General features: G+C 69.9%; 16 protein-coding genes and 1 tRNA gene. 12 read left to right on the plus strand and 5 right to left on the minus strand.

The window, feature by feature from the left end:
• Positions 1-128: 128 nt before the first annotated feature.
• From ACYVK5_RS08795 to ACYVK5_RS08835, 9 genes are all read left to right on the plus strand, one after another.
• Positions 129-416: a hypothetical protein gene (locus ACYVK5_RS08795; RefSeq protein WP_460703916.1), complete on the plus strand. Its 288-nt coding sequence runs from the start codon at positions 129-131 to the stop codon at positions 414-416.
• Positions 413-1,222 (plus strand): hypothetical protein, encoded by an 810-nt coding sequence (locus ACYVK5_RS08800; RefSeq protein ID WP_460703918.1) that lies wholly within the window; start codon positions 413-415, stop codon positions 1,220-1,222. The genes ACYVK5_RS08795 and ACYVK5_RS08800 overlap by 4 nt, the downstream gene beginning before the upstream one ends.
• Before the next feature lie 24 nt (positions 1,223-1,246).
• Positions 1,247-3,175, plus strand: coding sequence for a fumarate reductase/succinate dehydrogenase flavoprotein subunit (locus ACYVK5_RS08805; RefSeq protein WP_460703920.1), 1,929 nt, complete (start codon positions 1,247-1,249; stop codon positions 3,173-3,175).
• On the plus strand, positions 3,172-3,930 hold the full coding sequence (locus ACYVK5_RS08810; RefSeq protein ID WP_460703922.1) for a succinate dehydrogenase/fumarate reductase iron-sulfur subunit: 759 nt from the start codon (positions 3,172-3,174) through the stop codon (positions 3,928-3,930). Before ACYVK5_RS08805 ends, ACYVK5_RS08810 begins: the two co-directional genes overlap by 4 nt.
• A complete protein-coding gene (locus ACYVK5_RS08815; protein WP_460703924.1) occupies positions 3,927-4,637 on the plus strand; it encodes a hypothetical protein in 711 nt (236 codons plus the stop codon). The genes ACYVK5_RS08810 and ACYVK5_RS08815 overlap by 4 nt, the downstream gene beginning before the upstream one ends.
• A gap of 47 nt (positions 4,638-4,684) precedes the next feature.
• Positions 4,685-5,059, plus strand: coding sequence for a thioredoxin family protein (locus tag ACYVK5_RS08820; RefSeq protein WP_460703926.1), 375 nt, complete (start codon positions 4,685-4,687; stop codon positions 5,057-5,059).
• Positions 5,056-5,322: a metal-sensitive transcriptional regulator gene (locus ACYVK5_RS08825; RefSeq protein ID WP_460703928.1), complete on the plus strand. Its 267-nt coding sequence runs from the start codon at positions 5,056-5,058 to the stop codon at positions 5,320-5,322. Before ACYVK5_RS08820 ends, ACYVK5_RS08825 begins: the two co-directional genes overlap by 4 nt.
• 70 nt (positions 5,323-5,392) lie before the next feature.
• Positions 5,393-5,554, plus strand: coding sequence for a hypothetical protein (locus ACYVK5_RS08830; RefSeq protein ID WP_460703930.1), 162 nt, complete (start codon positions 5,393-5,395; stop codon positions 5,552-5,554).
• Between the two features lie 23 nt (positions 5,555-5,577).
• Positions 5,578-6,117, plus strand: a complete 540-nt coding sequence (locus tag ACYVK5_RS08835) for a GNAT family N-acetyltransferase (protein WP_460703932.1) — start codon at positions 5,578-5,580, stop codon at positions 6,115-6,117.
• A gap of 25 nt (positions 6,118-6,142) precedes the next feature.
• Here the strand turns inward: ACYVK5_RS08835 and ACYVK5_RS08840 are convergent, their stop codons facing one another.
• Positions 6,143-6,724: a hypothetical protein gene (locus ACYVK5_RS08840; RefSeq protein WP_460703934.1), complete on the minus strand. Its 582-nt coding sequence runs from the start codon at positions 6,722-6,724 to the stop codon at positions 6,143-6,145.
• A gap of 105 nt (positions 6,725-6,829) precedes the next feature.
• On the opposite strand from ACYVK5_RS08840, the gene ACYVK5_RS08845 reads away from it, so the two are divergent.
• Complete coding sequence (locus tag ACYVK5_RS08845) at positions 6,830-7,336, plus strand: TetR/AcrR family transcriptional regulator (RefSeq protein ID WP_460703936.1); 507 nt, start codon at positions 6,830-6,832, stop codon at positions 7,334-7,336.
• Between the two features lie 154 nt (positions 7,337-7,490).
• Here the strand turns inward: ACYVK5_RS08845 and ACYVK5_RS08850 are convergent.
• Positions 7,491-7,564 (minus strand) — tRNA-Pro (locus ACYVK5_RS08850).
• Between the two features lie 132 nt (positions 7,565-7,696).
• Complete coding sequence (locus ACYVK5_RS08855; protein ID WP_460703938.1) at positions 7,697-8,203, minus strand: Lrp/AsnC family transcriptional regulator; 507 nt, start codon at positions 8,201-8,203, stop codon at positions 7,697-7,699.
• Between the two features lie 67 nt (positions 8,204-8,270).
• Between ACYVK5_RS08855 and ACYVK5_RS08860 the strand changes: the two genes are divergently transcribed.
• Entirely contained in the window at positions 8,271-8,912 is a 642-nt protein-coding gene (locus ACYVK5_RS08860; RefSeq protein WP_460703940.1) for a LysE family translocator, read from the plus strand.
• Between the two features lie 92 nt (positions 8,913-9,004).
• On the opposite strand, the gene ACYVK5_RS08865 is transcribed toward ACYVK5_RS08860, so the two are convergent.
• Entirely contained in the window at positions 9,005-9,523 is a 519-nt protein-coding gene (locus ACYVK5_RS08865; RefSeq protein WP_460703942.1) for a DUF2199 domain-containing protein, read from the minus strand.
• Between the two features lie 51 nt (positions 9,524-9,574).
• Positions 9,575-11,155, minus strand: coding sequence for a nucleotidyl transferase AbiEii/AbiGii toxin family protein (locus ACYVK5_RS08870; protein ID WP_460703944.1), 1,581 nt, complete (start codon positions 11,153-11,155; stop codon positions 9,575-9,577).
• A 114-nt stretch (positions 11,156-11,269) separates the two neighbouring features.
• On the opposite strand from ACYVK5_RS08870, the gene ACYVK5_RS08875 reads away from it, so the two are divergent.
• Positions 11,270-11,536: a hypothetical protein gene (locus ACYVK5_RS08875; protein ID WP_460703946.1), complete on the plus strand. Its 267-nt coding sequence runs from the start codon at positions 11,270-11,272 to the stop codon at positions 11,534-11,536.
• The last annotated feature ends 39 nt before the right edge of the window (positions 11,537-11,575 follow it).

Raw genomic sequence — 11,575 nt, forward strand, 5'->3', positions numbered from 1 at the left:
CTGCGGGAATCGTGGCGCATCCCCGCGCACCCGGACCACGCGTCCCCTTGCCTTCCCGGGACGTTCACGGCAAAGTCGGGTGTGATGCACCTCACGACGGCGTGAGGTGCCTCCCCGAGGAGGTGCGGATGACGACCACCGAGTACTTGACTCTTCGTCGATCGATCGAGCAGTTGCGCCGCAGCGTGGCCGAGGTGCGGGACACCTTCGGCGACGGACCCGAGGTGCGCCGGCTGGTGAACGATCTGGAGCGGCTGGAGATCGACGCGAGCGAGTTCGCCGGGGCGCATCCCGAGCGTCCGGCGGGCACGGAGGCGCAGGAGACCATCTACGTTCCCGACACCCCTGACGACTCCGCGATGTGGAGCGACGTCGACGAAGAAGGTCTCGGCGGCTACCACGGCGACCGGTCGTGACGGCGGTCGCGCGAGGGGTCGAGGCTCCCGGGCGCGCCGAGGTCGGCGCGCGGACGCTGCGGACGGACCGGTGGTGGCTGCTTCCGGCGGCAACCACCCTCGGCCTGCTGACGTTCGTCGTGTACGGCGGATTCCGCGCATTCCAGCAGCAGTACTTCTTCGCGGACGAGCGCTACCTGACGCCGTTCTACTCGCCGTGCGTGTCGCTCGGGTGCGCGTCGGAACCGGGAGCGGCGCACTTCGGCATGTTCCTCCCGGACCATCCGCTGATCCCGTACGCCGCGCTGAGCCTGCCGTTCCTGCTGATCTTCCGGCTGACCTGCTACTACTACCGCAAGGCGTACTACCGGTCGATCTGGATCTCCCCCGCGGCGTGCGCGGTGCCGGAGCCGCACACCCTGTACACCGGGGAGACGCGCTTCCCGCTGATCCTGCAGAACGCCCACCGGTACCTCTTCTACCTCACGGTGATCATCTCGCTCGTCAACACCTACGACGCGATCATCGCCTTCCGGCACCCGACGGACGGCTTCGTCGTCGGCGTCGGAAACTTCGTCCTGCTGGCGAACGTCGTGCTGCTGTGGTGCTACACGCTGTCGTGTCATTCGTGCCGGCACGTGATGGGCGGGCGCCTCACGCACTTCTCGAAGCATCCGGTGCGGTACCGGATCTGGACCTGGATCTCCGCGCTCAACACCCGGCACGCGACGTTCGCGTGGATCACGCTCGGCACGCTCGTGGCGACCGACCTGTACGTGATGCTGGTCGCGCGCGGGACCATCACCGATCTGCGACTCGTCGGCTGAGGCCGGCGGAGAAGGAGTCACGTAGTGACCGAGACCGAGCGCCACGAGTACGACGTCCTCGTCATCGGCGCAGGTGGTGCCGGCCTGCGGGCCGCGATCGCGGCACGCGAACGAGGGTTGCGGACGGCGGTCGTCTGCAAGTCGCTCTTCGGCAAGGCGCACACCGTCATGGCCGAGGGCGGCTGCGCCGCGGCGATGGGCAACGTGTACGAGACCGACTCGTGGCAGGTGCACTTCCGCGACACCATGCGCGGTGGCAAGTTCCTCAACAGCTGGCGGATGGCGGAGCTGCACGCGAAGGAGGCGCCCGATCGCGTCTGGGAGCTGGAGACGTGGGGCGCTCTCTTCGACCGGACGCCGGACGGGCGGATCAGCCAGCGCAACTTCGGCGGCCACACCTACCCGCGGCTCGCTCACGTCGGCGACCGCACCGGGCTCGAGATCATCCGCACGATGCAGCAGCGGATCGTGGCACTCCAGCAGGCCGACCACGCCCAGACCGGCGAGTACGAGGCCCGGCTGCGCGTGTTCGCCGAGTGCACGGTCACGGAACTGCTCACGGACGACGACGGCGCCGTCGCCGGGGCGTTCGGGTACTGGCGCGAGTCGGGCAGGTTCGTCGAGTTCTCGGCCCCCGCTGTGGTGCTGGCCACGGGCGGGATCGGGAAGTCGTACCAGGTGACGTCGAACTCGTGGGAGTACACGGGCGACGGCCACGCGCTCGCGCTGCGCGCCGGGGCCGACCTCATCGACATGGAGTTCGTCCAGTTCCACCCGACCGGCATGGTCTGGCCGCCCAGCGTCAAGGGCATCCTCGTGACCGAGGGGGTGCGCGGCGACGGCGGCGTCCTGAAGAACGCCGACGGCGAGCGGTTCATGTTCGGCTACATCCCGGACGTGTTCAAGGGCCAGTACGCCCAGACCGAGGACGAGGCGGACCGCTGGTACGACGACCAGGAGACCAACCGCCGCACGCCTGACCTGCTGCCTCGTGACGAGGTGGCCCGGGCCATCAACACCGAGGTGAAGGAGGGGCGCGGCTCCCCGCACGGCGGCGTCTACCTCGACATCGCCAGCCGGATGCCCGCCGAGGAGATCAAGCGCCGCCTGCCGTCGATGTACCACCAGTTCAAGGAGCTGGCCGACGTCGACATCACGGCCGAGCCCATGGAGGTCGGCCCGACGTGCCACTACGTGATGGGCGGGATCGACGTCGACCCGGACACCGGGCAGTCGCGCGTGCCCGGCCTGTTCGCGACCGGGGAGTGCGCCGGCGGGATGCACGGCTCGAACCGGCTCGGCGGCAACTCGCTGTCGGACCTGCTGGTGTTCGGCCGCCGCGCGGGGCTCGGCGCGGCCGACTACGTGGCCGCCGTCGCCCGCCGTCCGGTCGCCCGGAGCGGAGCCGTGGACGACGCCGCCGCGATGACGCTCGCCCCCTTCGAGCCCGCGGCCCGCGGCACCGGCGAGAACCCGTACACGCTGCACGCCGAGCTGCAGCGGATGATGAACGACCTGGTCGGCATCATCCGCACCGAGACCGAGATGGCCGAGGCGCTCGAACACCTCGGCGAGCTGCGGGGACGGGTGCGGGACGTCGTGGTCGAGGGCCACCGGCAGTACAACCCCGGCTGGCACCTCGCGCTGGATCTGCGGAACATGCTCATGGTCGGGGAGGCGGTCGCGTCGTCGGCCCTGACGCGCACCGAGAGCCGCGGCGGTCACACGCGTGCCGACCACCCGGGGCTCGACCCGGAGTGGCGCCACCGGGCGCTGCTGACCACGTGCGTTCGCGACGGTCAGGACGACGCCGTGGTGCCGCGGGTCGCCGTCGGACAGGCCGAGCGCGCGCCGATGCGCGAGGACCTCCTCGCCCTGTTCGACCTCACCGAACTCGAGAAGTACTACACGGCGGCCGAGCTGACCGCGCACCCCCAGGGAGGAACCGCATGACGTACACCGCACGGCTGCGGGTGTGGCGCGGCGACGCCGCCGGCGGCGCACTGGAGGACTTCGACGTCGAGGCCAACGAGGGCGAGGTGGTGCTCGACATCCTCCACCGCCTGCAGGCCACCCAGACCCCCGACCTCGCGGTGCGCTGGAACTGCAAGGCGGGCAAGTGCGGGTCGTGCTCGGCGGAGATCAACGGGCGCCCGCGCCTGCTGTGCATGACCCGCATGTCCGTGTTCGAGCCCGGTGAGGTGCTCACGGTGACACCGATGCGCGCGTTCCCGGTGATCCGTGACCTGGTGACGGACGTGTCGTTCAACTACGCGAAGGCGCGCGAGATCCCGTCGTTCACGCCGCCGCCCGACCTCGGACCGGGCGAGTACCGGATGCAGCAGGTCGACGTCGAGCGCTCGCAGGAGTTCCGCAAGTGCATCGAGTGCTACCTGTGCCAGGACACCTGCCACGTGGTGCGCGACCACGAGGAGAACAAGGAGGCGTTCGCCGGCCCGCGCTACCTGATGCGGGTGGCCGAGCTCGAGATGCACCCGCTCGACGTCGCCGACCGGGTCGCCGAGGTGCAGGACGAGCACGGTCTGGGCCTGTGCAACATCACCAAGTGCTGCACCGATGTGTGCCCGGAGGGGATCAAGATCACGGACAACGCGCTCATCCCGATGAAGGAGCGCGTCGCGGACCAGCGCTACGATCCGCTCGTCTGGCTGGGCCGGACCATCTCGCGGCGGCGGTCCGGCGGGTGACCGTCCACACCTTCCACCTGGCCGAACTCCCGCCGTCACGGACCGCCCGCGCGCTGCTGCGGCCGCCGTCGGGCACGACGGCGGCGGGGCTGGACCATGCGGAATGCCTGGCCCTCATGCGCCTCGGGGCGCCGACGATCTCGCCGGACCGCATGCAGCTGCGCCGGATCGCGATGTTCGCGCAGTGGCGGGACGAGGACGCCGTCGAGCGGTTTCTGGCCCGCGACCCCCTGGGCCGTCACCTCGCGGGCGGCTGGCACGTGCGGCTCGAGTTCCTGCGCCGCTGGTCGCGGCTCGCCGCACTGCCGGACCTGCCCGCACGCGCCGGGACCTGGGACCAGGACGAGCCCGTCGTCGCCGTCACCGTGGCACGCATGCGACTCGGTGAGGTCCCGCGGTTCCTGCGCTGGGGCAAGCCGGTGGAACGGCTCGTCCGCGACCATCCCGGCACGACGCTCGCCCTGGCAGCCTTCCGGCCGGTGCGGACCATCTCGACGTTCTCCGTCTGGCGCTCGGTGCGCGAGATGGAGGAGATGGTGCACGGCCGGTCCTCCGTCGTCGCCCCCGACCGGCACGCCGCCGCGATGGCCGAGCGGCGGCGCCGCGACTTCCACCGCGAGTTCGCGACCTTCCGGTTCCGGCCGCTGTCGGAGCACGGCGTGTGGGAGGGGCGAGCGGGCATCGTGCCGGGCAGGCGCGTGCGCTGATCGGGGGCAGGTCGCCCAGGATACCCCCAGGGGTATACCGTGGAGGCATGGCTACCCGTGAGATCACCAAGGACAACCTGGAGCAGACGGTCGCCGAGAACGAGATCGTGCTGCTGGACTTCTGGGCGGACTGGTGCGGGCCGTGCCGCATGTTCGCCCCTGTCTTCGAGAAGGCTTCCGAGGACCACCCGGAGATCGTCTTCGGCAAGATCGACACCGAAGCGGAGCGGGAGCTGTCCGCGGGGTTCGGGATCAGCTCGATTCCGACCCTGGCGGCGTTCCGCGAGGGGATCATCGTGTTCGCGCAGCCCGGCGCACTGGGCGCCCCGCAGCTCGGCCAGGTCATCGACGCCGTCGAGGGCCTGGACATGGACGAGGTCCGCGCCAAGCTCGCGGAGCAGAAGCAGTCCGCGAAGCCGTGAGCACCCCCGACGAGGCCGCGCGCCGCCGCGTCCTCCACCGCCTGCGCCGTGCCCGCGGCCAGCTCGACGCCCTGATCGACGCCGTCGAGTCCGACGCCGCCTGCCGCGACGCCGTCACCCAGCTTGCCGCGGTCACGCACGCCCTCAACCGCGCCGGCTTCGTCATCGTCGCCACCGCGATGGAGGAGTGCGCCGAGACCGGGAAGAACAAGGAAGGCCTGACCACCGAGGAACTCGAGAAGCTGTTCCTCTCCCTGGCCTGACGGCTCCCCGTCGACAAACGCAGCCCGAGATCGACCACCTCCCACCCGACCGAAGAGGAACACCACCGACATGTGCCGGCCTGTTGACTGCAACACCTGCGGCAAGACCACCTGGGCCGGGTGCGGCGAGCACGTCGACGACGTCATGAGGGGCGTCCCCGCGGCTCAGCGCTGCGGCGGGCACGAGGAGGAGCCGCGGACCGGCTTCTTCGCCCGCGCCTTCGGGCGCTGAAACCCTTGGCGGGGGTGTGGCGCGTGCGCGACACTGCGGGCGTGGACTTCACGATCCGGCCCGCTGCGGCAGCCGAGCACGAGGCGCTCGGGGAGCTCACGGCGCAGGCCTACCTCCGTGAGGGATTCCTCGACCAGGGCGACGACGACCCGTACCTGAACAGGCTGCGCGACGTCGCCGGGCGGGCGGCCGTGGCCGACGTGCTCGTCGCCGTCGAGGGCGACGGCGACGGCGACGGTGGCGACGGCCTGCTCGGAGTCGTCACGTACGTGCCGGGGCCGGGCCCGATGTCGGACCTCGCCCGCGACGGCGAGGCGGAGATCCGCATGCTCGCCGTCGCTCCCGGCGCACGACGGCGGGGCGTGGGGGAGACCCTGACCCGCGCCTGCCTCGACCGGGCGAGGCGGGCGGGGCGCACCGCCGTCGTGCTGTGCAGTCAGTCCCAGATGCGTGCCGCGCACCGCATCTACGAACGCCTGGGCTTCAGGCGTGACCCGGGACGGGACTGGAACCCGCCCGAGAAGCCCGACGTCCTGCTGGTCGCCTACCGCCTGGAGCTGTGACGGCGGTCCCGCCGGCCGCGAGCCGCTACCCGATGGCATCACCGGCACGCCGCCACAGCGCGAACGCGAGCCACGCGAGCGCGGCGGCGAGCACCACGAGCGCGAGCTGCAGCACGAATTCGGGCACGAACGCGCGCAGCCCGATCGGTAGCGCCGCGACGGCGTAGAGCGCAAGCGCGGTCCGCGGAGTCCCGCCGGCGCGCCACAGGCCGGCGATGAAGGTCAGGCTCGCGACGATGAACAGGACCGAGACAATGATGAGTGCCGCCCCGAGCGGGCCGGCGAGCAGGTCGTCGATCGCGGGCCGTTCGAGGTGGGCGAACACGAGGTTGAGCACGAACGCGACACCGGTGAGCGCCGCGAGCGCGGCGACGTTGGCGAGGAAGCCGGTGCGCAGCAGCCCTCCGCCCGTGGTGCGGGCGGCGAGGTAGAGGCCGATGACGAGGATGATCGCGAAGATCTGGGCAAGCGGGGCGACCAGCTGCGTGAACGGGGCGTCCGGCAGCAGTCCGGAGTCCTCGGCGGCGTTCATGAGGAGGACGGCTGTGCTCAGCCATCCCGCGACGGCGGCGAGGCGTAGCTCGCTGCGGAGTACGGATTCGGGCACGTGAGACCTCCTGGGGGCAATAACGCTTGTTATGTCGATAACGATCGTTATAGTTGAGGAGGACGCCCGTCAAGACCCGCCACGAATCGAGATCGGAAGTTGACCATGTCGACCCCGACCGTCGCCGAGCTGCTCGTCACCGGAGGGCGCGACCTGATCGCGCGGGAAGGCTCCGGCGACCTGTCGGTCCGCCGGCTCGTGGAGGCCGCGGGCCGCTCGACGATGTGCGTCTACACCTACTTCGGCAACCGGAAGCGGCTCCTGGCCGAGGTCTATCGCTCCTGCGCCGACGACCTCGTGGCGGCGCTAGCCGCCGGCGGGTCGGCGGCGGAACTGTCCGAGCGCTACAGCCGCTACGCGGCCGAGCACCCGCACCACTTCCAGTACCTCTTCGCCGACGACCTCGAAGGGCTCGGGCTCGATCCGAAGCTCCGGCTGGACCTCATCGACTCGGTCCTCGACAGGGCGGGGGAGCGCTGGGGCGCCACGCGGTCCGAGGCGCTGTCGCAGTGGCTTGCGGTCCACGGCGCCGCCTGGCTCGAGACCGTGCAGCAACTCGCGGGGGAGCCGGGACGCTTCGACACGGCGGCCGCGACCGGCAGCGTCGGCTAGGGCCTGCCCAGCTCTACTGCGTGTCAGGGTGAGGTCGGGCGTCGGATCGAATGTCATGCTCTGAGGCATCGCCGGCCGACTGCCGAAGCGACGAATGGCTCGAACCTGCATCTCGTGGGTTCGAGCCATTCCGATGTCCTGAGACATCACGACGTCGGGCTGACAGGATTTGAACCTGCGACCCCCTGACCCCCAGTCAGGTGCGCTACCAAGCTGCGCCACAGCCCGTCGGGTCCCGAGCAAGCCCGAGACTACCGTCTCCGACCCCGGAGGGCCGACCGAAATACTACCCCACGTCACGCGCTGTGCCGCACTCGGCCGTGTGGTGACGGGCGGCACTCGTCATCGCCGCTCCTTTGGCTACCGCTCCGGGTGGGTGATCCGGCGTACGGGCGAGGTCAGTGGCTCCCCGAAGATGAGCTGGGTGCGGCAGTGCGCCACCTGCCGCAGTGACAGGAGGCGGTCGACGATCAGGGACTGCAGCGCGGTGCTGTCGCGTACGGCGACGTGCACGAGGTAGTCCTCCGTGCCGCTCACGTTGTACACGGTCAGGACCTCGGGCAGCTGCAGGGCCTTGTGTACGAAGTCGTTGGCTGTCTCCCGCGAGTGGGGGCGCACCTGGATCGCCAGGAACGCCTGCTCGCCCCGGCCCAGGCGCGCGGGATCCACCTGGGCCCGGACCGCTGCGATCACTCCGCTCTCGCGCATCCGGCGGACCCGTTCCAGGCAGGTGCTCGGAGCCACGCCGACCGATGCGGCGATGTCCTTGTTCGGCGTTGTCGCATCGGCCTGGAGAATGTCAAGGATGGCCCAGTCGACCGAATCCAGTTCGGTGTTTCGTGAGTATGCACGTCCAGATTCGGCCATGATCGCATTCTAGCGAATCCTTCCTTACTGTGTGGGTCCACCCAGACAACGAGACGAAGGATCGATGATGTCGTTCGGGACCTGGCTGACGTTCGCGGCCGCTCTCGTCGTTGCGCTCGCCGTGCCCGGGCCCGACTTCGTGCTCGTCATGCAGTCCGCCACGCACAGCACGAGGCGCGGGCTCATGACCGCCGCCGGGCTCGTCGCCGGCCTGTGCCTGCACGCCGGCATCGCGATCGCAGGGCTGGCCGGCCTGCTCGCCTCCGTGCCCAGCGTGCTGACGGTCCTTCGCCTGCTTGGCGCGGCGGTACTGCTCTGGCTGGGGATATCGATGCTGGCCACCTGGCGGGCTGTCCCCCAGGAGCAGGCCGAGCCGGACTCCCGGTCTCGTGGCTTCGCACGAGGCTTCGTCACCAACGTGACCAACCCGAAGGCGCTCCTGTTCTTCGCGGCGGTGCTTCCGCAGTTCATCGGGTCCGGTGCGAACGCCGGGCCCAGGGTCGCGGTCCTGGCCGCGACCGTGGTCCTTGGGGCCATGCTCTGGTGGGGGTCGACGATCCTGTTGATCCGGCTGCTCGGCCTGAGCGGCTCACCGACGGCGCAACGGGTGGTGACGTTGCTGGGCGGGCTGGCCTTGACCGGGATCGCCCTCCTGCTCGCGGCGCCCGCGCTGGCCGACTCCGCCAGTTGGTCGGCGGCGGACTCGTGACTGCCTCCACGGCCGGGTGCCTGTCGTCGACGAAAGCACGGTCGTGTTCGGCGTGCGTGCGGACGGGTCAGGGCACGTGGGTGAAAGACGATCTATCTGTGGCCAGATTGTGGGACAACCCGGGCGTTTGGTGCCAAGTCGATCCACGGGGTAGCGCCGGGCTCGCGAGTGTGGAGTCGTGTAGGCAGAGGCGCGGTCGCGGGTTCGTAAGGAAGAGGGGTGCTGAGCCAGGCGAACATGGGCTCCAGGTCGGCGCGTGCTGGGCTGTCCCAGTGTTCGGCTTGTTTGAGCATGTTCTCTTCGCTCAGTGAGACCCATACCGACCAGCAGAACGGTCCGTCGGGTGAGTCGTGGACGGGGATCTCGATGTGACCGCGCACGAAGTGGTTCGTCGTGCCGTCGGCGTCGTGCAGGATGCACGTGTCGGCGTTGAGCTCTCCGGCGGCGCGCTCGGCGTCGGTGGCCGACATCCACGGGTCGGGGGCAGGAGGCCCGAACGCCATCGCGAGTCCGGTGTGGGCCGTGCCGCATGTGGCGCATGCCCAGCCGCTCGTTGTAGTCATTCGCAGTCCTTCTCGTCGCCATGCACCATTGGGCAGCGTTGTCGTCATTGGTATCGACCGCGAGCGGCTACCTGTCGTGGTCTGTGCCTTCACTGGTTGCTATCGCTCTTCACTCTGGATCCGGGCGAGGTAGGTGGCGAGTCGTTCGACCCACTCCCTTTGGTCTCCGGTCACCCACTGGTGGTCGGCCAGGAAGTTGTCCCAGTCCACGTCCAGTTCCAGGGCCCGCGCGGCGTCGAAGTCGGCAGCCCAAGCGTCGTCGGCAGCGTCCAGGACCTGGCGGAGCAGTGACCAGCGCAGGTGAGCGACGTCGGTGAGCCGGACGGCGTCGTACAGATCCTTGCCCTGCGGGTACATGTCGGTGACCAGCCACTGGATCTTCCAGGCGAGCTGGAGTTCGGGGGACGCGGCCAGCATCGGCGGTCCGGACGGCGTCAGCGACACCGACACCGGGTCAGCGAGGAGGGGCTCCTGGAACACGAAGTCCAGCTGGATGGTCGCGGCCGGCCATTCGCCCTCGGCCATCATGTCGTAGGGGATCACCAGGCGGCGTCCCTCTGCGCGCTCGTAGGTCCAGATGTCCTCACCGGTGGCGTCGTCGGCGCGCAGCCTTGGGCCCGGGTCGGCAGCCAGGGCCGCCTGCAAGCCGTCCAGCATTGCCAGCGCCGGCGGGCTGTTCGCGCCGGTCGTGTGCGGCGTGACAACGAAGTCGAGGTCTCCGGGCTCTCGGGCGGTGTCTCCCAGCCAGGCGTGGAGTGTCGCGCTGCCCCGCAGGACCAGGTTCGAGGCCCATGGTGAGTGTGCGATGGCGTCGAGCACATGGTTCCGGACGGCCGCGCGCGCCTGGGCCCACCGCTCGGCGCGGATCGGGTCGGCGAACTCGGGCTGTCCCGTCTTGAAAGCGTTGGTGAACTGCTTCAAGGCCGGTTCGAACACAGCGTGCTGCTTCACGCCGGCCGAGGGCACCAGTGGCACGAACGTGTCCGGGAAGTCGTCGCGCTCGTCGGACAGCTCCCGTGCGACGCGCGCGTCGATCAGGTCGCTGTAGCTCGGGCCGGCGTGCTTCGTGGGCCGGCCCATCCAGCCGGGGTCCAAGCCGAGGTTGTCGTCGACCACGACGTACTCCTCCTCGACCTCCAGCACCTCGAACTCTCGCTCGTCGAGTGCTGACACCAGCGCGTCCAGCCTCGGGCGGGACGCCTGGCGCCCGACGCCGAAGCAGCGCTGGGTCACGAACCGTTCCTCGGACCCGTCGTCCAACACGCGTCGCGCGTTGCGAGAGACGCGTGCATCGTGCTCTCGAGCCACGGTCGTGATCTCCAGGCGACGTGCCACGTCTCCGGCCGGGAGGCGGACCTTGACGTGGTGCTCGAAGTACAGGTCCTCGTGCGCTTGCTCGTCGGCTACCGGCACGTCGCGGTTCCAGGGCGCGGTCTCCACCTTGACACGCACGACCCGCAACCCCGCAGCGGCCAGCTCACGACGCAACTGCGCAACCCGCTGCTCGGCGTCGTCCAGCGACCCGGTCAGTTCGACCGTCAGCATCGGCTGGGAACGGACCTCGCCGTGATCCAGCTCGATCCTGCTCACCTTGATCCCACGCTCACCTGCGAACACATCCAGACGGTCCGCGACCCAGGAATCAACGGTCAGATGGATCTCCAGCGCGCCCTCGTACACGCCCGCGATCCTGCCACACCCGGATCGGTTGCTCTCCGCGTGCGAAACACGTGCGCGGGTAGCGGTCGCTCGGATTCGTCGTGACGAACCGTGGCGCACTGTCAGGATGCGCGCATGGAGACGGTGACGTTGTGGCGGCCGACCGGGCCGAAGGAGCTGGCGCTGGTGGAGGCGTCGGGGTGGCGGGCGTGGCCGCCCAGGCTGCCTGACCAGCCGATCTTCTATCCGGTGCTGAACGAGGACTACGCCACGCGGATCGCCCGGGACTGGAACGTGAAGCATTCCGGTGCGGGCTTCGTGACGCGGTTCGACGTCGCCAAGAGCTTCCTCGACAGCTACGTGGTCCAGCAGGTGGGTGGCAGGGCTCCGGCAAAGTCATGACTGGAGGAGTGTGCGGACGGGTCGGTTGAGGTCTCTGGA

It is taken from the genome of Myceligenerans halotolerans (assembly GCF_054782975.1).

What these genes read in the sequence shown, in the direction of transcription:
- ACYVK5_RS08875 (WP_460703946.1), top strand. Translation starts at nt 11,270, where the DNA reads ATGGAGACGGTGACGTTGTGGCGGCCGACCGGGCCGAAGGAGCTGGCG.
- ACYVK5_RS08865 (WP_460703942.1), bottom strand. Translation starts at nt 9,523, where the DNA reads ATGACGACAACGCTGCCCAATGGTGCATGGCGACGAGAAGGACTGCGA.
- ACYVK5_RS08795 (WP_460703916.1), top strand. Translation starts at nt 129, where the DNA reads ATGACGACCACCGAGTACTTGACTCTTCGTCGATCGATCGAGCAGTTG.
- ACYVK5_RS08860 (WP_460703940.1), top strand. Translation starts at nt 8,271, where the DNA reads ATGTCGTTCGGGACCTGGCTGACGTTCGCGGCCGCTCTCGTCGTTGCG.
- ACYVK5_RS08845 (WP_460703936.1), top strand. Translation starts at nt 6,830, where the DNA reads ATGTCGACCCCGACCGTCGCCGAGCTGCTCGTCACCGGAGGGCGCGAC.
- ACYVK5_RS08855 (WP_460703938.1), bottom strand. Translation starts at nt 8,203, where the DNA reads ATGGCCGAATCTGGACGTGCATACTCACGAAACACCGAACTGGATTCG.
- ACYVK5_RS08830 (WP_460703930.1), top strand. Translation starts at nt 5,393, where the DNA reads ATGTGCCGGCCTGTTGACTGCAACACCTGCGGCAAGACCACCTGGGCC.
- ACYVK5_RS08820 (WP_460703926.1), top strand. Translation starts at nt 4,685, where the DNA reads ATGGCTACCCGTGAGATCACCAAGGACAACCTGGAGCAGACGGTCGCC.
- ACYVK5_RS08810 (WP_460703922.1), top strand. Translation starts at nt 3,172, where the DNA reads ATGACGTACACCGCACGGCTGCGGGTGTGGCGCGGCGACGCCGCCGGC.